Genomic DNA, 23,140 nt, shown 5'->3' on the forward strand with positions numbered 1-23,140 from the left:
CTGGCACGATGGTCTAGTGAGTCTCTTCCTGGTTTTCCTGGCGATTGTGCTGATCGGCGTCGCCGTCCTCCTGGGCACCGGCCTGGCACCGAAGATCTTCCGTCGCCGCCGGGACGGCGGTGCGGGCGGTTCCTTTGACGACGGTTTCGACGAGCCGGTCGCATCCCTGCCGCCGGTCCTGTTGCCCGAGCGCGCGGCCGCGGCGGACATTGACCGTCTGCGCTTCGCCGTCGGACTCCGCGGCTACCGGATGGACCAGGTGGATCAGGTCCTGGATGACCTGCGGGAGCAGATCACCGCCAAGGACCAGGAGATCGAGGCACTCGGGAAGGAACTGGAGCGCCTCCGTCCGCCGACCGAACAGCGTCCGTGAGCCGCGTGGAAGACCCGAAGACCGTCGCGGCGCCTGAGGCCCGGAAGCCCCAGGGGTTGAACGCGGCCCTGTGGAGCCGCATCGCCGCCGCGGGCGCCGCGATGGCGCGGTGGCCCTGGTGGGCGCAGGTGGCCGGACTTTACATCGCCGCCAGGCTGGTCAGCGCCTGCATCTTCATGGCCGCCGCCCTGCACCAGGGCGTGAATCCGTGGTTTCCCGCCAAGCCCGACTACTGGAACTTCATCAATATCTGGGATGCCCGCTGGTACGCCCAAGCGCTGCAGGCGGGGTATCCGGCGCTTCTGCCGACCGACGACGCCGGCACCGTCCAGGAGAACACGTGGGCCTTCTACCCCCTGTTTCCGGTGCTGGGCCGGGTGGTGTCCGGGCTGACAGGCACGGGCCCGGCGTGGTCCCTGACGGCCATCGCCCTGGTCTCCGGTGTGGGTGCAGCCCTTGTGGCGTACAGAATTTTCCGGCACCGGGCCACGCACCGCACGGCGCTCTGGGGGACCGTGTTCCTAGCGGCTTTCCCGGTGGCGCCGGTGCTGCAGGTGCCCTACGCCGAATCCCTCAACCTGCTGCTCCTCGGCGCCGCGCTGTTGCTTGTCATGGAGCGCCGGTACCTGTGGGCCATGCCCGTTGTGGTCCTGATGTGCCTTTCCCGGCCTACCGGGGTTCCGTTTGCCGCGATGATGGGCCTGTTGCTGCTCTACCGTCTCTGGCAGCGCCTCACTGCGCAAACCCGTACTGCGCAAACCAGTGCTGCGCAAACCCGTGCTGCGCAGACCCGTACTGCTCAGCATCCCCCGGCACAACAAGCCACGGCACAACACCTCGCGAACCAGAGCCCCGCGACACAGGGCGTCACAGTGCAGCGCCGGGACGGCCTCGCCCTCCCCGGCAAAGCCGAGCTGTGGTCACTGGGCGGGCTCACCGCCGTCAGCGGCATCGGTGCCCTGCTGTGGCCGGCCATCGCCTGGGCCGCGACCGGCGATCCGGGCGCGTACACCAAGACCGAAACCGCATGGCGCGGCGATGACCTGGTGCCGTTCAAGCCATGGTTCGACGCCGGCATCATGCTGTTCGGGCCGACCTTCGGCGTGCTGGCTCCCTTCGTGTTCGTTGCCGCGTTCACGCTGCTGATGATGTCCCGGCCGGTCGTCGCCCTGGGAACCGAGCTGAGGCTCTGGTGCTGCTGCTATATGGGCTACCTGCTGGTCTTCCTGCACCCCCAGACCAGCACGTTCAGGATGCTGCTGCCGCTGTTCCCGCTCGCCCTCAGCGCCGCCCTTCTCTCGCGTTCCCGCGCCTACCGCGGCACCGTGGTGGTCATGTTCGTGCTGCTGCAGATCGTCTGGATTGTGTGGCTGTGGGCGTGGGCGCAACTGCCGGGCGGAGGGGACTACCCGCCGTGACGCACAGCACCATTTCGCGGCGCCGGCCCGGCCTGGCGGGACGCGCTGGAAAGTCCAACGATTAGCTACGGGCGCATTGTTACGCGATAATAGAGGATAAGCAAGGACAAGAAGCACACAGTTTGTAAGCGGTTTATTTGTGAGTTTGCCGGTCACGGCAGCCTCCTGGAGCGCTGCCGGACGGCTTGATTGGCCAAGCGGACGCAGCCCGGCCGGGCTGGTATGTCAGGGACTAATGGAGGGGATATTCCTTATGGCGGCAATGAAACCACGCACCGGCGACGGCCCTATGGAAGTGACGAAAGAGGGACGAAGCCTGATCATGCGTGTTCCGCTCGAAGGCGGGGGGCGGCTTGTAGTCGAACTCAATGCCGCTGAGGCGACGAACCTCAAGGAATGCCTCGTCGGCGTCACCGAATAGCGTCACGCCAAGAGCTTCGCAACAGGGCGGGGTCCCGGCCACCAGGCTGCGGACCCCGCCCTTTGCTGTCAGCGCCCGCCCCTGCACCCGGGCTAGTGAATCCTGACTGCTACTTCTTCACCGCGATCAGCAGGCCGTCTCCGGTGGGCAGCATGGCGGAAGCGAGACGGTCGTCGTCGCGGATGGACTTGCCGATCTGGCGCAACACCACGGTGGTGGCCTCCCGGGCGGCCGGGTTCGCGACCCGGTCCTTGTCGAGGGCATCGTTGACGATCAGCAGCCCGCCGGATTTGAGCAGCCGCACGGCCTGTTCGACGTAACTGGGGTAGTTCGGTTTGTCCGCGTCAATGAAGACGAGATCATAGGCGCCGTCCGTAAGCCGGGGCAGGACATCCCCGGCCCGGCCCGAAATGGTGCGGGTGCGGTTGGCGGGGCTGCCGGCCTCCTGGAACGCTTCGCGCGCTGCCTTGAGGTGTTCGACGTCGACGTCGATAGTGGTCAGGACAGCCTGCGGACCCAGCCCGCGCAGGATGCACACGCCGGACACGCCTGCGCCGGTGCCGATCTCCACGGCGGTCTGTGCCTTGGACGCCGCCGCCAGCACCGTCAGCACGGCGCCCACGCCGGGGCCGATCGGGGTCACGCCAAGCTCGAAGGACCGTTCGCGCGCGTGCAACAGGACCTCATCCTCGGCAGGCAGATCTTCTGCATAGGACCAGCTCGTGGACTTATCGGCGCTCATGGGATATCGCTTTCTGGGCGGCAGGGGAGTGTTCCCTACAGCGTACTGTGTCCGGCGGGACGGGACGCGGAAGCGGCAGCACCGTGGCCCCGGCCGGAGGGGGTCGTTCTGCCTTCGGCGGAAGACCGCGGTGGATCAGGAAATTCCCAGCTTATTTTGAAATGATGGGTATCCGCTCATCCGCGTGGTGATCGGCGTCGAATGAAGGGTGCAGGAACCTGTGCAAGCAGGCACAATTCAGGCGTAGGTACCATCCACGAGGGGAGTGGACGATGTCGATTCTGGCACCTGTCCCGGCAACAGAGGCAACAGATTCAACCGGCCAGTCCCGGACCGCGGCGGAAGCCGAATGGGTCCGGCCGACCTGGGAGGAAGTGGTGACGAACCACTCCGCCAAGGTCTACCGCCTTGCGTACCGTCTGACCGGAAACAAGTACGACGCCGAGGACCTCACCCAGGAGGTGTTCGTGCGGGTCTTCCGTTCGCTCGAGAACTTCAAGCCCGGCACGCTCGATGGCTGGCTGCACCGGATCACCACCAACCTGTTCCTGGACCAGGCCCGGCGCAAGAGCCGGATCCGCTTTGATGCGTTGGCCGACGACGCCGAGTCGCGGCTGCCGGGCCGGGAGCCAGGGCCGGAGCAAAGCTTCGAATTCAACAACCTCGACGTCGATGTCCAGGCAGCGCTCGAGGAACTTCCGCCCGACTTCCGCGCCGCCGTCGTGCTGTGCGACCTCGAAGGGCTCTCCTACGACGAAGTCGCCGCCGCGCTGGACATCAAACTCGGGACCGTCCGGTCCCGGATTCACCGCGGCCGGACAATGCTCCGTGAAAAGCTCGCGCACCGCGACCCGCGCCCGGCGCAGCCGGCCAAGCAGTCCCTCAAGCCGAGGCTCAAGATGCCGCGCATCGCCGGCCTCCTCTGAACCGGTCAATGGGTCTGCTGAGACGGCTGCTGGGAGCACCAGGCTGCAGGTTCTGGGGCGGGCCCGGGGCTACCCGGAAATGGGCCGCCGGCCGCCACGACCACGTGGAATCGTGTGCCGAATGCCGCGCCCGGCAACAGCGCGAACGCCAGTACCTCGAGAAGCTCCGCGGCGCCGCCGTGCCCGAGGCCAGTGAGGACCTGACTGCACGGCTCCTGGCACGGACCGGTCAGCTGGCCGCGGAACGGGCGGCCGCGGAACGGACAGCCGAAGCGGAGCGGGAACAAACAGCCCCGGAAGCTGCGGTGCCTGCAGCTACAGCTCCGGCACCTACGGCTCCTACACCTTCGGCACCTTCAGCTCCGGAACGGGCCATGGCGGAACGCCCCGACCCGGCGGACACAGCGGACGTATTGGATGCAGCGGAACGGCCGGGCGCGGCGGACGCCGCCGGGGCCGGCCATCGTCCGCGGCCCTCGGACCGGTTCCCGGCAGGACACCCCGTGCCGGGTCGGCCAGGGACGACGGGACCGGTCGCCGGTCGCGCCGCCGCCGCGGGTCCACACGGCGCCCGTCGCCGCGGCCCGCGCCTGCCGGTGCTTGCTGTCGGCGGAGCCGTCGCCGCTTTAGCCCTCATGACCGGCACCGCGTACGTCATGGGAGGCGACGACGCGGTCCCCGCCGAGGGCGCAGGGACTGCCACCCTCGCCCACCCGGATGCCCCCGGGCTGCCCGGCAGCGGTGAGCCGCTCGGTGCAACGGAGCTGTTCGACGCCAGCGGATCGGGCGTCCCCGGCGCTGAGGGAACCGGGCCCCGTGTTGCGTTCGGCCTCGGCGGCGAGCCCGACTTCACCCCTGCCGGGACGCTGAACACCGGTGAGCTTGCTGCGTTCCGGTCGCAGGGGTGGACATGTCCGGAGCTGCGCGAGCTCGGATTCCACCTCATCTGGGCCCGTGCCGGCGTCATCTCCGGGGACGAGGTCCTGGAACTTCGCCTCACGGATGGCCGGCACTTCGCCACGGTCCTTGAGCAGCACGCTTCGACGCGGGCGCCCGCGGCGCCCCCCGCACCCGCACGGGCCGAAGATTCGCCCATCAACGTGCTGACCGGACACGCCGCCGTGGCTGACGGCTTTATCCCGGCCAAGGCCGGCACGCCGTCGGCCGCCCCCGAACCCGGGTATGGCTTTCTTTGGGTCAACCCCGCCCCGCCCTACCGGGCCATCTACCAGACGTCGGCGGCGACATACACGTACATTTCGGACCTGCCGGCCGAGCAGGCGTACGACGGCGTTGCCGCGCTGACCCGGGTCAGCAGTCGCACTCCCGTGCCTGCCTCGCACAACGGAATTCCGGAACGGATCGAGCGCGGATTGAGCCGAATTCTGGAGCACCTGGCACCGTGAGGCAGGGACGGGCCGGACATGGCCGGCATACGGACTTCGCGGAATCGTCGCCAGCCCGAGCGAGAGGGTAACCTTCCTAAAGTGCTTGGAATCAATGGACCGGAGTTCTTACTTCTGCTGATCATCGGCCTTCTGGTGATTGGTCCCAGCAGGCTGCCCGAATACACCCAAAAACTTGCCAATATTGTCAAGGAAGTGCGCCGGATGGCGTCAGGTGCGCGGGAACAGATCAAGGAAGAAGTCGGCATCGACATCGATGAGGTCGACTGGAAGAAGTACGATCCGCGCCAGTACGATCCCCGCCGGATCATCAGGGAAGCGCTCCTTGACGATGACACCAAGCCGATGAGCGCCGGGGCACCGGCAACGGTCTCCACGGCCGCTGCCGCGACTGCTGTCGCCGCGCACCGCCCCGAGCGGGTGCTCGAGCGGCTGCCCGAGGGCGAACCGGCACCCTTCGACTCAGAGGCGACCTAGGACTTCCCGCGGCGGGCCTGCCGCAGTGCCTGCGCAGGGATGCGGCCCGGCGCTGTCAGCGGGGCTGCAGACCCAGCGGCATGCCCTTGAGGCCGCGGGGAACCGACGCCAGCCTGCCGGCGATCCCCGCCAAGGCCACGGCCGCAGGCGTCTCCGGACGGCCCAGCACCAGCGGCACTCCGGAATCCCCACCCTCACGCAGCAGGACTTCGAGCGGAATCTGGCCCAACAGCGGCACGTCCTCACCCACGGTGGCCGAGAGGCGCCCGGCGAGCACGGCGCCGCCGCCGCTGCCGAACAGTTCCATCCTGCCGCCGTCGGGCATTTCAAGGTAGGACATGTTTTCCACGACGCCGGCCACGGTCTGGCCCGTCTGGGTGGCGATCGCACCCGCCCGCTCGGCAACATCCGCGGCGGCCGCCTGCGGGGTGGTCACGACGAGGATCTGCGCCTTGGGCAGCAGCTGGGCGACGGAGATCGCGATGTCGCCGGTGCCGGGGGGCAGGTCCAGGAAGAGGGCGTCGAGGTCGCCGAAGTAGACGTCGGTGAGGAACTGCTCCAGCGCCCGGTGCAGCATCGGGCCCCGCCACGCCACGGGCTGGTTCCCGGTGACGAACATGCCGATGGAGATGACCTTGACCCCGTAGGCCACGGGCGGCAGGATCATGTCGTCCACCCGCGTGGGGGCCTGTGTGATGCCCATCAGCGCCGGAACGGAGAAACCGTACACATCCGCGTCCACGATCCCCACACGGAGCCCCTGGGCGGCCAGGGCGCACGCCAGGTTGACAGTGACCGAGGACTTGCCCACGCCGCCCTTCCCGCTGGCGACGGCGTACACCTTGGTCAGCGAGCCCGGCGCGTTGAACGGGATGCCGCGCTGGGCGCCGGCGCCCCGCAACTGCTCCTTGAGGGCGTCGCGCTGGACCTGCGTCATGACTTTGAGGTCCACGTCCACGCCGGTGACGCCCGGGACGGCGGACAGGGCAGCCTCGGTGTCCGCCGTGATGGTTCCGCGCAGCGGGCAGCCCGCGATGGTCAGCAGCACCGCGATCCGCACGCGGCCGCCGTCGCCGATCTCAACGGACTCCACCATGCCGAGCTCGGTGATGGGGCGGCGGAGCTCTGGGTCGATCACGGTGGCAAGTGCGCCGTGCACTGCCTGTTCCAGCGGGGTGCTCATGCGGGCGATGCTCAGCTTTCGGGGATGGTGCGGTGTGCGGGCTGGCGGGTGGGATCGGCCGCGGCCCCGGAGTGGTTCGCCGACGGGTTCGGCAGTTTCCCCGAAGGGTTTCCTGTCGGGTCCTGCGAAGAGCCCTGCGCACGGTCCCTCGCCGGGTCATCGCGCTTGCCGCCGGCTTTTACCCGGGGGATTTGCTGGGTCCGGGGGCTGCGCTGCTTGTCGCGCCGCTCCTTCATCTTTTCCTTGACCTTTTCCCGCGGGGTCTCGTGGGCGCCGGCGGAAGGATCGTGGGTGCGCAGTTCCTCCTGGGCCTCCAGCATGTCCTCCAGCAGGCTGCGGAGCTCGGCGCGGACGTAATCGCGGGTGGCGACCTCGCGCAGCGCGATGCGCAGGGACGCAAGTTCCCGGGTCAGGTATTCAGTGTCGGAAAGATTGCGCTCGGCCCGCTGGCGGTCCTGCTGCAGCGAGACCTTGTCGCGGTCGTCCTGGCGGTTCTGGGCCAGCAGCAGCAGGGGCGCGGCGTAGGAGGCCTGCAGGGACAGCATGAGGGTCAGCAGCGTGAAGCCCAGCGCCCGTGAATCGAACTGCCATTCCTCCGGCGCCCACGTGTTCCAGCCCAGCCAGAACAAGCAGAACACCGTCATGTACATCAGGAACGCGGGGGTGCCCATGAAACGGGCGAAGCCTTCCGTGGCATGGCCGAAGGCGTCCGGGTCGGGACGGAAGTTGGGCAGGATACGCTGCCGGCCGCTTAGTGGCGTGTCGAGGCCGCCGGTGGTCCTGCCGCCAGGGCGGACATTGGAGGTCCGTGGTGCTGTGGGATCAGCCAATGCGGCCTCCAAGCTTTCTTATCGGGGCATCGTCCTCGTGGGCGCGCCAGTCGTCCGGCAACAGATGATCAAGCACGTCGTCAACAGTCACCGCCCCCACAAGCCGTCCGTCATCGTTGACAACTGGAAGCGAGTTGAGGTTGTACGTTGCCAGCGCGCGGGCGACCTCGCTGATGTGGGCCTGGTCGGAGACCGGCTCCAGGCTTTTGTCCACCAGATTGCCCAGCGGCTCCGGCGGCGGAAAGCGCAAGAGCTGCTGGATATGGACGACGCCGAGGAATCGTCCCGTCGGCGTCTCCAACGGGGGCCGGGCGACGAAGATCGACGACGCCAGGGCGGGGGAGAGTTCCTCCCGGCGTACGTGCGCGAGTGCCTCGGCGACGGTTGCTTCCGGGGGCAGGATCACCGGCACGGGCGTCATGAGCCCGCCGGCGGTGTCCTCGTCGTATTCGAGCAGGCGGCGGACGTCTTCGGCGCCTTCGGGTTCCATCAACTGCAGGAGTTCTTCAGCCTGGGCGCTGGGGAGTTCGGCGAGGAGGTCGGCGGCGTCGTCCGGATCCATCTCCTCGAGGACGTCGGCGGCGCGGTTGACGTCCAAGGCGGAGAGGATCTCCACCTGGTCACCTTCGCGCATCTCCTGCAGGACGTCCGCGAGCCGTTCGTCCTGGAGTTCGCTCGCAACCTCGAAGCGGCGCTTGTCGCTCATTTCCTGCAGGGCCTCGGCGAAGTCGGCGGGCTTGAGGTCCTCGTGCGTGGCCACGAACTGGGTGGCGGCCTGGGGCTCGGTCTTGGCGCCTTGCCGGGCATCGGCCCAGTCGATGATGAGGGTTTCATTGCGGCGCAGCCGGCTCAGGGGCGAGAGGGAGTGGCCGCGGCGGACGAAGAGCTTGCTGACGAACCAGTCGCCGGAGCGGTGCCGGTCCATGGCGATGTCCTCGATGGTTGCGTCGCCGCTGCCGTCCGCAAGGGTCACCCGGCGGTCGAACATTTCGGCCACCACGAGGGTTTCCGCGCCGCGCTGTTCGAAACGGCGAAGATTGACCAGCCCGGTGCAGATGACCTGGGTCTGGTCTATGGACGTAATCCGGGTCATCGGCACGAAGACGCGCTTCTTGCCGGGGACCTCGACGACGATGCCCACCACGTGCGGGGCGCCCCTGGTTCCGCGGGAGAGCACCACGACGTCGCGCAGCCGACCCAGACGGTCACCCAATGGGTCGAAGACGTCCAGTCCGAGGAGGCGCGCGACAAACACTCGCGAAAGATTCGTGCTCACCCCTACAGGCTACCGAGTCTGCTCTCTTTTAGCTGAATTTCCAGCCGCACACCAGCCCGATGGGTGAGAATGGGCATATGTCAAACATTTTTGGTGCTCCCAGGGCCGGTGCCCCCAACGGCTTGGACGAGGCACGCACCGTCCCGAGAGGCGACGTTGTCGGTTCCTACAACTCCTACCTGGATGCCCAGAAGGCGGTGGACTACCTGGCTGACCAGCAGTTCCCCGTGCAGATGGTGTCGATCGTGGGCAATGACCTGAAGATGGTCGAGCGGGTGACCGGCCGGCTTACCTACCCCCGCGTCGCCCTCTCCGGCGCCCTCAGCGGCATGTGGTTCGGCCTGTTCGTCGGCGTCATGCTGTCGTTCTTCTCCACAACCCCCGGTTATTTCTCGATTGTGACGTCAGTGCTGATGGGTGCAGCGTTCTTCATGCTGTTTGGCATCGTCACGTACGCCATGCAGCGCGGCAAGCGTGACTTCACCTCAACCAGCCAGGTGGTGGCGACCAATTACGACGTCGTGGTCTCCTTCGAGGCCGCCGGCGAAGCGCGGCGCCTGCTCCACCAGCTGCCCATGACGGCGCATGACGCGTCCGGTGCCGCAGCCGGCGGTTTCGCGCAGCAGGACTACCGCCATCAGGCACCGCAGCAGCCGGGCCCGCAGCAGCCGGGACAGCAGAGCCATGCGCCGCAGCGCCCCGCGGGCTGGAACGACCCGTACGGCCAGAGAACGCCGGAGACCGGCGCAGACCCCGCCGGACAGTACCAGGGCGGTGCACCCCAGCAGGAGGGCCCCGCAGGCCCCGCTCCGACGGCACCGGCCGCGGCCGCGGCTGAGGAGGCGGCGGCCCGGCCGSCCGGCCGGGTTTCCGGGGTGAGCTATCCGGATCTCCCGGACGGCCGCCCGCAGTACGGGGTCAGGGTCACGGACAGCGAGAAGCCCGCGGCAGGCCAGGACGGCCAGCAGCACTGATTCAGGCAGGAAACAGCAGCAAACAGCTGCAAATAGCAGCAAGAAGGGAGCGTCCCGGTGCCGGGACGCTCCCTTCTTGCTGCTATCTACTGCTGTCTACTGCCTGGCTGACCTACGGCGTCTGGCCGTCCGCTTCCAGGTAGATGCCCGCCATCCAGGACTCGACGTCGTCGGCCTTGCGCGGCAGTGCGGCGCTGAGGTTGACCGGCCCGTCGGCCGTCATGAGAATGTCGTCCTCGATCCGGACGCCGATGCCGCGGTATTCCTCGGGGATGCCGATGTCCTCGTTCTTGAAGTACAGGCCGGGTTCGATCGTGAACACCATGCCGGGCGTGAGCACGCCGTCGAGGTAGAGTTCCCGCTTCGCCTGGGCGCAGTCGTGGACGTCGAGGCCGAGGTGGTGGCTGGTGCCGTGCGGCATCCACCGGCGGTGCTGCTGGCCCTCGGTGCTCACGGCTTCCTCGACGGAGACGGGCAGGAGGCCCCATTCGGCGAGCCGCTCGGCCAGCACCGTGGTGGCCGCGGTGTGGATGTCCCGGAACTTCGTGCCCGGCTGGGCAGCGGCAAAGCCGGCGTCGGCGGCGTCGAGCACTGCCTCGTAGACCTTGCGCTGGACCTCGGAGAACTTGCCGTTGGCCGGCAGGGTGCGGGTGATGTCCGCGGTGTAGAGGGAGTCGGCCTCGACTCCGGCGTCCAGGAGCAGCAGTTCGCCGGCGTTGATCTTGCCGGTGTTCCGGGTCCAGTGCAGCACGGTGGCGTTGTTGCCGGAGGCGGCGATGGTGTCGTAGCCGAGCTCGTTGCCTTCCTCGCGGGCCCGGGCGAAGAACGCCCCTTCCACGACGCGCTCGCCGCGGTGGTGGGTCAGCGCCCGCGGGATCGCCTTGACCACCTCCGTGAAGCCGGCCACGGTGGCGGCGACGGCGATCTTCATCTGTTCGATTTCCCACTCGTCCTTGAGCAGGCGCAGTTCCGAGAGGGCCTCTGTGAGTTTCTCGTCCAGGGCGTCGAGCACACTCAGGTCGAGGTTGTCGGGGTCCTTGGCCGTGTTGTAGCGGGCAGTGTCGACGAGGGCATCAATGTTCTCGTCAACCTTGCGGACCAGCCTGATGGAGATTCCGCCGATCTCCGGCGCACCGACATTCTTGGTGATGGCCAGTTCGAGTTCGGCGATGTCGGCCGTGTCCAGTCCCAGCTTGGCCTTGAATTCGGCCAGGGTCGGGCGTGCGCCGATCCAGAACTCCCCGGAGCGGGAATCGGCGTAGAACTGCTCGGTGTCGCGGCCGGCCAACGGGCGGAAGTACAGCGTGGCGTGGTGGTTTCCGCCGTCGTCGCCGGTGCCCTCCGCGACCGGTTCCAGGATCAGGACCGCATCAGGTTCGTGGTCCAGGCCGAGGCCGGTGAGGTGCGCGAAGGCGGAGTGCGGCCGGAAGCGGTAGTCGCAGTCGTTCGAGCGGACCTTCAGCGGGCCGGCGGGGATGACCAGGCGTTCACCTTTGAACTGGCCTGAGATGGAGCGGCGCCGGCCTGCGGCGTGGCCCGCGACGGCATCCCGCTCGGGGAGCTGTTGCGAGGCCGGCGCCCAGTTGCTGGCCATGAAGGCCTTGAAGGCGTCGGAGCTGGGCCGCTGCGAGCGGTTGTTGACGCGCTCTTCGAGGGGCTGGGAAGCGGAGACTAGGGTGTTATCTGCATCGTTCACCGTCCCATAGTCTCACCAGCGCCGCGGCTTAGGCCAACGGCGCGCTCGCGCTGCAGGGCCGCTGCCGGGCCCCGGCACTACGGGGCAGAGGCTTTGGATCCTGCCATCTACTAGGCTGGTGAGGTGAGGATCGACCTGCATGCGCACTCCAACGTTTCCGACGGCACCCAGGCGCCGGCCGGCGTCATGGAGTCCGCCGCCGCCGCGGGCCTCGACGTCGTCGCCCTGACCGATCACGATTCCACTGCCGGGTGGGCGGAGGCCGCCGTCGCCGCCCGGAAAGCCGGGGTCGCGCTGGTCCCGGGGATGGAGATCTCCTGCCGCACCGCGGAAGGCATCAGCGTTCACCTGCTCAGCTACCTCCACGACCCCGCGCATCCCGGACTGCTTGAGGAAATCACCAAGTCCAAGGACGCCCGGCACACGAGGGCGCAGAAGATGGTCACCCTTTTGTCGGAGGACTACCCGCTGACATGGGACGACGTGATTCACCACGTCGCGCCGGGGGCCACCCTGGGCCGCCCCCACATCGCCGACGCGCTCGTCGCGGCCGGTGTGGTGGAAGACCGGGCCGAGGCTTTTGGTTCCATCCTCACAGCACGCTCGCGCTACTGGGTCCAGCACTATGCGCCGGAGCCGGCGCTCGCCGTCGAACTGGTCCGTGCAGCCGGGGGCGTCCCGGTGTTCGCCCACCCAGTGGCATCCGCCCGCGGCCGGATCGTGGGGGAGGGGACCTACCGGGAGATGATCGACGCCGGCCTGGCCGGCCTGGAAATCTACCACCGGGACAACCCCGAGGAGGGCCGGACGTTCCTGCGCCGCATCGCCGAACGCTATGGCCTGCTGATCACAGGGTCCTCCGATTACCACGGCGCGGGAAAGCCGAACCTGCTGGGCGAGAATCTGACCTCCGCAGAAGTTTTTGCCCGGATCGAGGAACTGGGCACGGGCTCGTCCGTGGTGCGCTGAGACCCAGTCCGCTGAGACCCTGGACCCGTGTTGAGCTATCACTTAGCGTCCCTATGCGGCCCCCAGGACCCGAATAGCCGCCACAAGTGATAGCGCAACGGGCGGGAACGGCGGGGCGTGGTGAGGGCGGCGGGTCAGGGGGCCGGGAAAGACGTGAACTGCGCCTGCGCGGCCAGGCGTTTGGCCATCACGTCGATGGCCGGCTGGTTCTGGTCCACGCACACGAACCTGCGGTCGAGTTTCGCGGCCACGGACCCGAGCGTGCCGGAACCTGCGAAGAAGTCCAGGCACCAGTCGCCCGGCCGGCTCGAGGCCGCAACCACGCGGCGGATCAGCCCCTCCGGCTTCTGCGTCGGGTAGCCGGTTTTCTCCTTGCCGGTCGGCGAAACGATAGTGTGCCACCACACGTCCGTGGGCAGCTTGCCGAGCTCGCGCTTGGCGGGGGTCACCAGTCCGGGCGCCATGTAGGGCTCACGGTCCACCTCGGCGCTGTCGAAGTGGTACTTCGCCGGGTTCTTGACGTAGACGAGGATGTTGTCGTGCTTGGTGGGCCAGCGGTACTTGGCCCGTGCACCGTAGTCGTACGCCCAGATGATCTCGTTCAGGAAGCATTCGCGGCCGAAGATCGCGTCCAGCATGACCTTTGCGTAGTGCACCTCGCGGTAGTCCAGGTGCAGGTACAGGGTGCCGTCGTCGGCCAGGAGCCGCCAGGCCTCCACGAGCCGGGGCTCGAGGAAGGACCAGTAGTCGCTGAACGCGTCGTCGTACTTGTGCAGCGCGCCCTTGATGGTGTCGTAGGACCGGCCCTTGAACCCGACGCGGTCACCCTCGCCGCCGGCGTTGAGCACCATCCTGGTTTCCTGGCGCCGCTGGACCCGGCCGGTGTTGAAGGGCGGGTCCACGTAAATCAGTGTGAAGGCGCCGTCCGGCAGCGTGGGGAGGTATTCCGCGTTGTCCGCGTGAACCACCAGGTTGCTGCCGTCCGGCGCCCAGACGGTGTCAGTCATGGAGGGGATTAGGCCTCGGCGCCGCTCGGCTGTGCGTCGCCGCCGGCCACTACCTCGCCGTTGCGGCGGCGGGTGCGGGTCCGGCGCCGGGCACGGGTCGCCCGGTCCACCTCGGTGGGGGCCTTCGCCGGCGCGGCGGCAGCAGCTTCCGGTCCCTGTCCGTTCGCAGTGGACGCCGTGGCGGCATCGGCCTCGGCGGGACGGCGACGGCGGTCGCCGGAGCGTCCGCCGGCTTCGGTGCCGCTGCGGCGCGAGTCACGTCCGCCGGTCCGGCTGCCCTCGCGGGCGCCGTCACGGCTGCTCGTGCGGCTGCCTTCACGGGCGCCGTCACGGCTGCTCGTGCGGCTGCCGTCCCTTCCGCCGTCCTTTGCGCTGGTGCGCGAGTTCTTCTTGCCGGTCTCGCCGAGGTCTTCGAGGACCTCCGCGTCGACCCCGGCCAGCACACGCTTGTCGCGCGGCAGCCGGCCCTTGGTGCCTGCGGGGATGTCGAGTTCCTCGAACAGGTGGGGCGAGGACGAGTAGGTTTCCACGGGCTCGGGGTAGCTCAGGCCGAGGGCCTTGTTGATGAGCCCCCAGCGCGGCATGTCGTCCCAGTCGACAAAGGTCACGGCGGTGCCCTTGTTGCCGGCACGGCCGGTGCGGCCCACGCGGTGCAGGTAGATCTTCTCGTCTTCGACGCACTGGTAGTTGATCACGTGGGTGACGTCGTCGACGTCGATGCCGCGGGCGGCGACGTCGGTGGCAACGAGGACGTCCACCTTGTTGTTGCGGAAGGCGCGCAGCGCCTGTTCGCGGGCGCCCTGCCCGAGGTCACCGTGGATGGCGGCCGCAGCAAAACCGCGGTCCACCAGTTCCTCGGCCACCTTCGCGGCGGTGCGCTTGGTCTTGGTGAAGATGATGGTCCGGCCGCGTCCGCGGGCCTGCAGGATGCGGGCCACCACTTCCACCTTGTCCATGCTGTGGGCACGGTAGATCAGCTGGCGGATATCGCGCTTGGTCAGGCCCTCGTCGTCCGGGTCCGCCGCGCGGATGTGTGTCGGCTGGGTCATGTAGCGGCGGGCCATGGCGATGACCGGGCCGGGCATGGTGGCGGAGAACAGGAGCGTCTGGCGGACCGCGGGCGTGCCGGCGATCAGGGTCTCGACGTCCGGCAGGAACCCGAGGTCCAGCATCTCGTCGGCTTCGTCGAGGATAACGATCTTGACGTTCTTCAGGCTCAGGTGCTTCTGCTTGAAGAGGTCGATCAGGCGGCCGGGGGTACCGACGACAACCTCGACGCCGTTCTGCAGCGCCTCGACCTGCGGCTCGTAAGCGCGGCCACCGTAGATGGTGGCGATGCGGGCGTTGCGCTTCTTGGCGGCGTTTTCGAGGTCTTTGGCTACCTGGACGGCGAGCTCGCGGGTAGGCACGATCACCAGGGCCTGCGGGGCGCCGGGAACGGCCAGTTTGTCGAAGCCGGCGTCGTCGCGGCCGACGACGCGCTGCAGCGCCGGGATGCCGAAGCCGAGGGTCTTGCCAGTACCGGTCTTGGCCTGGCCGATGATGTCATGCCCTGCCAGTGCGACCGGCAGGGTCATGGCCTGGATCGGGAAGGGGTGGGTGATGCCGGCGTCGGCCAGGGACTCCACGATGTCGGCACGGACATTGAAGTCGGCAAAGGTCTTCTCGGCAATCTCGTGCGGCTTTTCGTCCGAGATGATGGTCTCTTCGGGCTCGATGGTCTCCGTGCCGGACTCATCGGTCAGAAGCTGGTGCGTGTGCAATTCACTCACAGGGGAGTTTCCTTATTCATTTTGGGCTGCGCTGCTTGCTCAACGGGGCCGGCCGTGGTGGCCGTTCCGGAGCACGCTCAGGCGCGCAAGCAATTCCAGTGGAAGCCGATCGCGGGCTATCTAAATGCTGGCACTGGGGACCAGCGGGTGTATCTCAAGATCGCGTAGGGGCGGGCTTGTTGAATTCGAAAATCATGGAAATCAACGACCGGGCATCCATTTCTACCTCTTCAGTCTAGCTGTACAAGGCGTGGATCCTCGACTGGGCGGGTGATTGCGCCTCGGGAAGTGACCGGGAGGGCGGCCGGGAGCGCTGGCTGGCGACGGCGTGGGGACGGCGTGAGGACGGCCAGCGGGCCGTCAACGGACCGATAGCCGGCCGTCAGCCCACGAGCTCCAACTGGATTTCCCGCGTGACGATGTCCGAGGACACCACCCGGACCCGGACTTTGGTGCCCGGTTCCAGCTCGCCGGGGCAGCGTGCGGTCACGGCGGGCTCGGCGATCTGGACGATCCCGGACGGGCCGTTTCCGTTGCCGTTGGTCTTCCCGCCGTTGCCGTTGCTGGTGCCGTTGGTGCCCTTGGCCGGCTTGGGACCGGAGATGACGACAGCGTCGAATTCCTGGCCGACGTGGTTGACGAGCAGGGCCGCCTCAACGGTGTCCAGCGCCAGCCGCTCCAGTTTTGCCGCCAACTGGTCCGAGGTAGCCATGATCGCCGGGAGGGAGGGCAGCGCGGCCCTGGCCCAGGCAGGAACTTCGGTGCCGTTGCTCAGGGCCTCGCAGATTACCAGCACGAAGCGGTCGACCAGCCGCCGCAGCGGTGCCGTGGAATGGGCGTAGGCCGCGCCGATGGCGGACTGGACGGCGGCGTTGGGCACTGTGCCGTCGAAGGGTGTGTATCCGGCACCGCGGAAGAGCATCCCGGCCGAATGCACAATGGCCAGCTGCCGGGGGTCCGTCGGGTCAAGGGTCCGCAGGTACTCGCCGTAGCGCATTTCCCCGTCCCAGGGCTTGCCGAGGGCGTGGGTCTGCCGGTGGAAGTGGCGCAGTGATGCCTCGTCCGGGGCGGGCATGGTGCGCAGGATGCCGACTTTGCCCTGGAGCATGAGCGCCGCGGCGGCCATCCCGGTCATGAGTGAAATCTGGGCGTTCCAGTCCTCCACCGGCAGCGGCGGGGCCGCTACGATCCGGTAGCCGCCGTCGGGCAGTTGCTGGATCTCCTGTTCCGGCATGTTCAGGCTCGCGCCGCCGCGCAGTCGTTCCAGTTCCACCCGTTTGAGGCCTACTTCTTTCAGCAGCTGCAGCACGGGCGCCGCGGTGCCGGCGTCGAGCTGGGCCTGGACGCCTTTGTAGTTGAGCTTCGCGCGGCTGCGGACCTGTGCCCGGCGCACGAGGACCGAGGCGACCTCTGCCGCGGCGTCGAGCTCGAACTCCCAGACGAACGCCGCGCACAGCTGCCCGGCGAGCAGACTGCCGGCGGCCTCGCTGATAATCTCCGGATGCAGCGGAATCCGGCCGTCCGGGGTGTAGAAGGTCTGGCCGCGGCGTCGGGTCTCGGCGTCCAGCGCCCCGCCCGGGGCGACAAAGGAGGGGACGTCGGCGATGGCGTAGAAGACCTTGTAGCCGCCGTTGCTCCGTTCGATAAACAGGGCCTGGTCCAGGTCGGTGGACGATGCCGGATCGATAGTCACGAACTCGACGTGCGTGAGGTCAAGGTCCGGGAGCTTGTGCTCGGCCACCGCCGCCTCCGCGTCGCGCAGCACATCCTCGGGGAACGGGCCGGGCAGTTCCAGCGTGGTGCGCAACGCCTTGAGTGCCCCGGCAAGCTGGTTCTGCTGCTCGTGGACACTGGGGGTCAGGCGATGATGTGACACGAAAATCAGGGTAGCCCGATTTCCGCTATTAGTCTTGGATGATGAGCGCAACTGCGGACGATCCTGCCCTCTACAACAGCTTCCTTGCCGACCTGCTGGGAGTCTTGGCGTACGGCGAGCTTTCCGCCTTCGAGCGGCTGTCCTCGAGTGCCCGGTATTCGCCCACGCTGCATGACCGTGCGTTGCTGGGCAGGATGGCGGTGGTCGAGTTCCAGCATTACGAACTCGTCCGAATCCGGCTCGAACACATGGGCCTGGATACGGAGGCCGCCATGCTGCCGTTCCAGCCCTCGGTGGACCACTTCCACGAACGCACGCGCCCGTCGGACTGGTACGAGGCCCTCATGAAGGCCTACGTGATCGACACGGTCGCCGCGGACTTTTACGGCGTCGTGGGCCGGTACGTCGACGCCGCGACCCGTGAGTTGATCGGGCAGGTCCGCTCCACCGGTGAGTCCACGGCCGTGCTGCAGGCGCGCATCAAGGCGGCCCTGGCCGATGACCCCCGGCTGGCGTCGCGCCTGGCGTTGTGGGCCAGGCGTCTGCTGGGGGAAGTACTGAACCACGCCCAGCGTGTCAGCGCTGAGCACGCGTTCCTCGGCGGACTGTCGGGGCTGGACGACGCCGGCGCCCGGGCGCTGGTCAATGGCCTGGCGGCCGAACTTGCAGCGAATCACGCGCGCCGGATGACGGAGCTGGGTCTCGCCGGATAGTTTCAGTGCCGGCCGGCATTACGGGCTGGGGACCTGCTTAGGATGCGGCGGCGTCCAGCGCCGCCAGCAAGGCTCCGGCGGCGTGGGCCGGATCAGTGGCGTCGGTGATCGCCCGGACCACGACGATCCGCCGGGCACCGGCATCGACTACCTGCTCCACGTTACTGAGGTCGATCCCGCCGATCGCGAACCACGGCAGCACGCTTTCGTCGACCTTGCCGGTTCCCTCCGCGTCCGCCCCGCCGATCGCCTGGGCGGCGTAGCGCACCAGATCGAGGCCGACGGCGGCGCGTCCGGGCTTGGTGGGCGTCGCCCACACGGGGCCCACACAGAAATAATCGAGCCCTTTGCGGCCTGGCGCGGCAGCGATGGCGGCGTCCACCTGCTTCGGGCTGTGGGTGGACAGGCCGATCACGGCATCCTTGCCGAGAAAGCCGCGGGCGGCGTCGAGCGAAATGTCCTTCTGACCGACATGGAACACCGGAGCCCCGGACAGGGAGGCGATGTCCGCCCGGTCATTGACGGCCCACAGCCGCCCGTGGCGCTGCGCCGCGGTGTGCAGGACCTCCAGCAGTTCCAGCTCCTCGGAGGCCTCGAGCGACTTGTCGCGCAACTGGATGATGTCCACGCCGCCGGCGAAGGCGGCGTCCACAAAGTCCTCGAAGTCGCCGCGGTCCCTGCGGGCGTCGGTGCAGAGATAGAGGCGGGCGGTGGTGTGGAGAGGGTCCTGGCTCATGGGACCAGCCTAGTTCCTCTAAACTGGGCGCATACCGCGGGAGCCCGCAGCAGCCATGTCGCCGCTGCCCGGCTGAGAGGGCGTCAGAGCCGACCGCTTGACCTGATCCGGCTAGTACCGGCGTAGGGAAGGAATTTTTCATGGGCACACGAGCAGGCCGTGCAGCCGGAGCCGCAAATGACGCCGCCGCCCAGGTTTGTGACACAGGGCCCGGTACCGCAGAGGGAATCACCGCGGGGGATACGACTGCCGACGTGGCCGTGATCGGCGGCGGGGTGATCGGCCATGGCATCGCGTTCGAGGCCATCCGCTCGGGCCGATCCGTGGTCCTGATCGATGATGCTCCCGGCAGCGGAGCCAGCTGGGCCGCGGCCGGCATGCTGGCCCCCGTGAGTGAACTGCACTACCAGGAGGAACAGCTCCTGGAACTGATGCTTGAGGCCTCCCGGTTGTGGCCAGGATTCGCTGCGGCTCTCGACGCCGGTGCCGCCGGCGCGGATTCCCCGGCGGGTACCGGCTACTTAACGACGCCGACCCTGGCGGTGGGGGCCGACGCGGCGGACCGGCGCGCCCTCGCGGACTTGAGGGAAGTCCAGAAGGCATGCGGCCTGGCCGTGGAGCCACTGACAGTGCGCGAGGCGCGCACCCGGGAGCCCCTCCTGAGTCCCGGCATCTCGTGTGCCTTCGACATCCCGGCCGACCACCAGGTGGACCCCCGCCTGCTGATCACCCGGCTCGCCGGCGTGCTCGGTGCGGAAGGCGGCAGCTTCGTCCGGCGGCGCGCGGCAGGACTGCTGTGGCAGGACGGACAGGTGGCGGGTGTGCGGTTGGCCGGCGGCGGTACCGTGCGGGCTGCCGAGACCGTGGTCGCCAACGGGCTCGGCGCCGCCGCGCTCGAGGAGCTACCGGCCGGGCTGGCGCTGCCGCTGCGGCCCGTCTACGGCGACATCCTCCGGCTCCGCGTGCCTCCGCATCTGCAACCGCTGCTCACGGCCACCGTGCGGGGCATGGTGCGCGGCATCCCGGTGTACATCGTCCCCCGCCAGGACGGCACCGTGGTGATCGGGGCCACCCAGCGGGAGGATGGACCGTCGGATCCGCACGCAGTTTCCGCCGGCGGCATTTACCAGCTGCTGCGGGATGCCCAGCAGCTGGTGCCTGCGGTCGCCGAGCTGGAGCTTTTGGAAGCCACGGCGCGGGCGCGGCCCGGAACCCCGGACAATGCCCCGCTGCTGGGGCGGGTCGCACAAGCGGACGGCGGCGACGTCCCGGGACTCATTATCGCCACAGGATTCTTCCGGCACGGCGTCCTGCTGACCCCCGCCGCTGCCGCCGTGTGCCGGCAACTCATGGATTTCACGCCGGACCCGCGCTGGGCCGGGTTCCGCCCCGACCGTTTTTCCCGCATCCCGGTTACGTCCGGGGACAGCCCTAAGAAGGAAGCAGCATGAACATCCGACTTAACGGAACGGATCAGAGCGTCGCCGACGGCGCCTCCGTCTCCGCACTCGTCAGCCAGCTCACTGGCCGGAGCATCGGCCCCGACGGCCGCGCCGCCGACGGGCGGAAGCTCGGTGTCGCCGTCGCCCGCAACGCCGAAGTGGTGCCGCGCAGCCAGTGGCACGCCACGGCGCTCGCCGACGGCGACGACGTCGAACTTGTCACGGCAGTCCAAGGAGGATGACCAGCATGAACGAGACGACGTTCGCAGGAGCACAGGCCGTCCCCATGACCGGTGCGGTGGCCGATCCGTTCGTGGTCGACGGCGTAAGGCTCGGCTCCCGCCTCATCATGGGAACCGGCGGTGCGCCGAGCCTGGACGGGCTCGGGGCGGCGCTGGTGGCGTCCGGGACGGAGCTGACCACGGTGGCGATACGCCGCTATTCGCCGGCGGAGACGGGCTCGCTGTTCCAGCTGCTCGAGGACCATCAGATCCGGGTACTGCCCAACACGGCAGGCTGCTTCACCGCCAAGGACGCCGTCCTTACCGCCGAGCTGGCGCGGGAGGCCCTGGAAACGGACTGGGTCAAGCTCGAAGTCATTGCCGACGAGCACACACTGCTGCCGGACGCCGTCGAACTCGTGGACGCAACCGAACAGCTCGTGGCCCGAGGCTTCAAGGTCTTCGCCTACACGAACGACGACCCCGTGCTTGCCCTCCGGCTCGAAAACCTCGGCGCGACGGCCGTGATGCCGTTGGGCGCCCCGATCGGCACCGGACTGGGCATCCTGAACCCGCACAACATCGAGCTGATCGTCTCGCGCGCGTCCGTGCCCGTGGTGCTGGATGCCGGGATCGGCACGGCCTCGGACGCTGCCCTGGCGATGGAACTCGGCTGCGACGCCGTGCTGTTGGCTACGGCGGTGACCCGTGCGCAGAATCCGGTGCTCATGGGCGAGGCCTTCAAACATGCCGTCATCGCCGGCAGGCTGGCGAAAGCGGCCGGCAGGATCCCGCGGCGGGAACACGCATTGGCGTCCTCGGCAATGGAAGGCCGGGCCGAGTTCCTCTAACGCCCGCTCGGCCGGCGGGGCTGATCTGGTTGCGCCGGCCGGACCTCCTGATCACCCTTGCTCTTGATGACGCGCCGGCGCGATCATCGGTAGGCCCGGCCCGGTCCGGCCCGGCCGGGTCGACGTGCGGCGGGGACGAACCGGGTATGCCGTCGGTCCGCATCCGGATGGTCCACAGTCCTCGTGGATCACGTGGTTGTGCGAGTACGCAGGGTCCCATTAGCGCGCTGGTGAAACTTTCACGAAGAATGGCGTTGCCACTTCTTTGCCTTTCCAGCTGCCCTTTTCGAGGTCAGGTGCCATTCCTTGCAGCCTCCGCATGGGTATACGCTCGCGGGCAACTTGCCCCCAGATGACGAGCCCTGCCGGATGATTTCCTTGAGCGCGCGGTTCGCGTGCCAGGGGGTGGAGTAGGTGATCTTGGTGCAGCTTGCCATCGAGCGAAACCCTTCTTGAAAGAGTACGCGCGTGGCTCATATCCACACTTGAGCGCCACCTAACAGTGGCGTCCCAGGTTCCACATGATTGTGTCGTTCAAGGCACAAACTATCGCAGCCCTAACTGCGTTGCAATCGTGAGTCTTCGGCGCAAGATTCTCTGAGGAATAACCACCGCTCCCAGAGCTCTTATTATCGACCTGTCCCGTTGTCCAGCCCAGTGGTTCCGGCGCGGAACTACTACGTGATTGGGTGGGCTTCGCCCCCGGACGCGGAGAGATTCGGCCGGTGTCCAGGACCTGGCCCTCGCCGCCGAGGACGACGGGGATCATGTCGAAGTCGCAGCCGATATTGCGCGCGGTGGAGGCGGTGACGTGTCGGCGGGACTAGCCGTAAGCGCCGCGGGGCGCTACTGGTGGGGGCGGAAGTATCTGTTCCACCCGGCCGTCCGGGCCGCTGCCGTTCGAGCCACGCGGTCACCCTGCCGTCAGGGCGTCTGTCACGCGGCGGCCACGGGGTCACTCCAGGCGGAAGTAGGTGTTCCGGCGGGGTGTCCGGGCGGGGTCGAGGTGGGGTGGCGGGATGAACCAGGGGATGCCGGTGCGCATCTGGATGCTCCAGTGTTCCTTGTGGATCACGTGGTGGTGATGGGAGCAGAGCAGGGTGCCGTTGCCGGTTCCGGTGGTTCCGCCGCGGGACCAGTAGGTGATGTGGTGGGCCTCGCACCAGGGGGCGGGGATGGTGCATTGCGGGAAGGCGCAGCCCTGGTCCCGGGCCGTGATGGCCTTGCGGATGTGGGGCGGGAAGATGCGGGAGGCGCGGCCGATGTCCAGGACCTGGCCCTCGCCGCCGAGGACGACGGGGATGATGTCGGCGTCGCAGGCGAGCTTGCGAACCGTGGACGCAGTAATTGGGCCGGTGAACATCAGAGATCCCGTGGCCCCGTTTTCGGAGTCGGTCGTCCCGAGCCGGGTGAGCAGGTCGCGGTAGTCGATGGTGGCCATGACCTGGGGCCGGAGCCCGCCCGCGGCGGGCAGCCCTCCGGTGGCGAGGGCCGCTTTGCACGCGCCGACCAGGCCGTCGAGCAGCCGTTGGGGCCGGGAGCGGAGGTCCAGGGACGGCAGCGACGGGTCCTCTTCGGCCGTGGCGGGCTCCGCAGCGGGGCCTGGCGCATCCGCCGACCCACCCTCGCCCGCCCCGCCTTCGCCCGGTCCGGCCTGCGCCGTGTTGCCGGTGGCGGTGCCCTGGCCGGTGTCGGGGCCGGTGCGGGGGTTGGTGGCGGTGTTCATCACGGTGATCAGGTGTTCGAACTGGTCCGTGGTGGCGAAGATTTCCAGGTGCTGCAGGCCGTGCCGGGGTTTGCGGAGGAAGGCGCCCTGGAGCTGGCGGAGCAG

Annotated in this window: 22 protein-coding genes and 1 riboswitch; of the genes, 12 read left to right on the top strand and 10 right to left on the bottom strand. The window is 68.3% G+C overall.

Annotated features, from left to right (window positions below; all coding sequences use genetic code 11):
• The first annotated feature begins 16 nt into the window (after positions 1 to 16).
• From AC1DN2_RS11020 to AC1DN2_RS11030, 3 genes are all read left to right on the top strand, one after another.
• Positions 17 to 373, top strand: a complete 357-nt coding sequence (locus tag AC1DN2_RS11020) for a DivIVA domain-containing protein (RefSeq protein ID WP_476850351.1) — start codon at positions 17 to 19, stop codon at positions 371 to 373.
• Positions 370 to 1,791, top strand: coding sequence for a hypothetical protein (locus AC1DN2_RS11025; protein ID WP_476850352.1), 1,422 nt, complete (start codon positions 370 to 372; stop codon positions 1,789 to 1,791). The genes AC1DN2_RS11020 and AC1DN2_RS11025 overlap by 4 nt, the downstream gene beginning before the upstream one ends.
• A 253-nt stretch (positions 1,792 to 2,044) precedes the next feature.
• Positions 2,045 to 2,212, top strand: coding sequence for a DUF3117 domain-containing protein (locus AC1DN2_RS11030; RefSeq protein ID WP_079550332.1), 168 nt, complete (start codon positions 2,045 to 2,047; stop codon positions 2,210 to 2,212).
• Between the two features lie 109 nt (positions 2,213 to 2,321).
• Here the strand turns inward: AC1DN2_RS11030 and AC1DN2_RS11035 are convergent, their stop codons facing one another.
• Positions 2,322 to 2,954, bottom strand: a complete 633-nt coding sequence (locus AC1DN2_RS11035; RefSeq protein WP_018773821.1) for an O-methyltransferase — start codon at positions 2,952 to 2,954, stop codon at positions 2,322 to 2,324.
• Positions 2,955 to 3,226: 272 nt separating this feature from the next.
• Between AC1DN2_RS11035 and sigE the strand changes: the two genes are divergently transcribed.
• From sigE to AC1DN2_RS11050, 3 genes are all read left to right on the top strand, one after another.
• Positions 3,227 to 3,880 carry an RNA polymerase sigma factor SigE gene (gene sigE / locus AC1DN2_RS11040; protein ID WP_079550334.1) on the top strand — a complete coding sequence of 218 codons (654 nt, stop codon included), beginning with the start codon at positions 3,227 to 3,229 and terminating at the stop codon, positions 3,878 to 3,880.
• An 8-nt stretch (positions 3,881 to 3,888) separates the two neighbouring features.
• Positions 3,889 to 5,286: a hypothetical protein gene (locus AC1DN2_RS11045; RefSeq protein WP_476850353.1), complete on the top strand. Its 1,398-nt coding sequence runs from the start codon at positions 3,889 to 3,891 to the stop codon at positions 5,284 to 5,286.
• 81 nt (positions 5,287 to 5,367) lie between these two features.
• Entirely contained in the window at positions 5,368 to 5,763 is a 396-nt protein-coding gene (locus tag AC1DN2_RS11050) for a twin-arginine translocase TatA/TatE family subunit (RefSeq protein WP_476850354.1), read from the top strand.
• Positions 5,764 to 5,818: 55 nt separating this feature from the next.
• Here the strand turns inward: AC1DN2_RS11050 and AC1DN2_RS11055 are convergent, their stop codons facing one another.
• Genes AC1DN2_RS11055 through AC1DN2_RS11065 form a run of 3 tightly spaced genes read right to left on the bottom strand, consistent with a single transcriptional unit; the run spans position 5,819 to position 9,052 of the window.
• Entirely contained in the window at positions 5,819 to 6,946 is a 1,128-nt protein-coding gene (locus AC1DN2_RS11055) for an Mrp/NBP35 family ATP-binding protein (protein ID WP_476850355.1), read from the bottom strand.
• 11 nt (positions 6,947 to 6,957) lie between these two features.
• Positions 6,958 to 7,788: a DUF1003 domain-containing protein gene (locus tag AC1DN2_RS11060; RefSeq protein WP_476850356.1), complete on the bottom strand. Its 831-nt coding sequence runs from the start codon at positions 7,786 to 7,788 to the stop codon at positions 6,958 to 6,960.
• A complete protein-coding gene (locus AC1DN2_RS11065) occupies positions 7,769 to 9,052 on the bottom strand; it encodes a magnesium transporter MgtE N-terminal domain-containing protein (protein ID WP_028275668.1) in 1,284 nt (427 codons plus the stop codon). Before AC1DN2_RS11065 ends, AC1DN2_RS11060 begins: the two co-directional genes overlap by 20 nt.
• Before the next feature lie 77 nt (positions 9,053 to 9,129).
• Here AC1DN2_RS11065 and AC1DN2_RS11070 point away from each other — a divergent pair, with 77 nt between their 5' ends.
• Entirely contained in the window at positions 9,130 to 10,026 is an 897-nt protein-coding gene (locus tag AC1DN2_RS11070) for a YflT domain-containing protein (RefSeq protein WP_476850357.1), read from the top strand.
• Positions 10,027 to 10,138: 112 nt separating this feature from the next.
• Here the strand turns inward: AC1DN2_RS11070 and AC1DN2_RS11075 are convergent, their stop codons facing one another.
• Positions 10,139 to 11,722 carry an aminopeptidase P family protein gene (locus AC1DN2_RS11075; RefSeq protein WP_476850358.1) on the bottom strand — a complete coding sequence of 528 codons (1,584 nt, stop codon included), beginning with the start codon at positions 11,720 to 11,722 and terminating at the stop codon, positions 10,139 to 10,141.
• A 123-nt stretch (positions 11,723 to 11,845) separates the two neighbouring features.
• Here AC1DN2_RS11075 and AC1DN2_RS11080 point away from each other — a divergent pair, with 123 nt between their 5' ends.
• Positions 11,846 to 12,691: a PHP domain-containing protein gene (locus AC1DN2_RS11080; RefSeq protein ID WP_230008367.1), complete on the top strand. Its 846-nt coding sequence runs from the start codon at positions 11,846 to 11,848 to the stop codon at positions 12,689 to 12,691.
• A gap of 134 nt (positions 12,692 to 12,825) precedes the next feature.
• On the opposite strand, the gene AC1DN2_RS11085 is transcribed toward AC1DN2_RS11080, so the two are convergent.
• From AC1DN2_RS11085 to AC1DN2_RS11095, 3 genes are all read right to left on the bottom strand, one after another.
• Complete coding sequence (locus AC1DN2_RS11085; protein WP_476850359.1) at positions 12,826 to 13,698, bottom strand: DNA-methyltransferase; 873 nt, start codon at positions 13,696 to 13,698, stop codon at positions 12,826 to 12,828.
• An 8-nt stretch (positions 13,699 to 13,706) separates the two neighbouring features.
• On the bottom strand, positions 13,707 to 15,470 hold the full coding sequence (locus tag AC1DN2_RS11090) for a DEAD/DEAH box helicase (RefSeq protein WP_476850360.1): 1,764 nt from the start codon (positions 15,468 to 15,470) through the stop codon (positions 13,707 to 13,709).
• A 382-nt stretch (positions 15,471 to 15,852) separates the two neighbouring features.
• Positions 15,853 to 17,346 carry an RNB domain-containing ribonuclease gene (locus tag AC1DN2_RS11095; RefSeq protein WP_476850361.1) on the bottom strand — a complete coding sequence of 498 codons (1,494 nt, stop codon included), beginning with the start codon at positions 17,344 to 17,346 and terminating at the stop codon, positions 15,853 to 15,855.
• Positions 17,347 to 17,384: 38 nt separating this feature from the next.
• On the opposite strand from AC1DN2_RS11095, the gene AC1DN2_RS11100 reads away from it, so the two are divergent.
• Positions 17,385 to 18,059 (top strand): ferritin-like fold-containing protein, encoded by a 675-nt coding sequence (locus AC1DN2_RS11100; RefSeq protein ID WP_230008586.1) that lies wholly within the window; start codon positions 17,385 to 17,387, stop codon positions 18,057 to 18,059.
• A gap of 37 nt (positions 18,060 to 18,096) precedes the next feature.
• Here AC1DN2_RS11100 and thiE read toward each other — a convergent pair whose 3' ends face one another.
• The gene (thiE, locus tag AC1DN2_RS11105) at positions 18,097 to 18,795 is read right to left on the bottom strand and encodes a thiamine phosphate synthase (protein ID WP_476850362.1); all 699 of its coding nucleotides are present in this window, start codon (positions 18,793 to 18,795) and stop codon (positions 18,097 to 18,099) included.
• A gap of 26 nt (positions 18,796 to 18,821) precedes the next feature.
• Positions 18,822 to 18,942: riboswitch (TPP riboswitch) on the top strand.
• On the opposite strand from thiE, the gene thiO reads away from it, so the two are divergent.
• From thiO to AC1DN2_RS11120, 3 genes are all read left to right on the top strand, one after another.
• The gene (thiO, locus tag AC1DN2_RS11110) at positions 18,936 to 20,246 is read left to right on the top strand and encodes a glycine oxidase ThiO (RefSeq protein ID WP_476850363.1); all 1,311 of its coding nucleotides are present in this window, start codon (positions 18,936 to 18,938) and stop codon (positions 20,244 to 20,246) included. Its footprint overlaps the riboswitch before it by 7 nt.
• Positions 20,243 to 20,479: a sulfur carrier protein ThiS gene (gene thiS, locus AC1DN2_RS11115; protein ID WP_476850364.1), complete on the top strand. Its 237-nt coding sequence runs from the start codon at positions 20,243 to 20,245 to the stop codon at positions 20,477 to 20,479. Before thiO ends, thiS begins: the two co-directional genes overlap by 4 nt.
• Positions 20,480 to 20,484: 5 nt before the next feature.
• Positions 20,485 to 21,309 (top strand): thiazole synthase, encoded by an 825-nt coding sequence (locus tag AC1DN2_RS11120; protein WP_476850365.1) that lies wholly within the window; start codon positions 20,485 to 20,487, stop codon positions 21,307 to 21,309.
• A 955-nt stretch (positions 21,310 to 22,264) separates the two neighbouring features.
• Here AC1DN2_RS11120 and AC1DN2_RS11125 read toward each other — a convergent pair.
• The coding region (locus AC1DN2_RS11125) for a DUF222 domain-containing protein (protein WP_476850366.1) at positions 22,265 to 23,140 on the bottom strand (876 nt) is incomplete at its 5' end.

The sequence above is a fragment of the Arthrobacter sp. 01L42 genome (assembly GCF_056400005.1).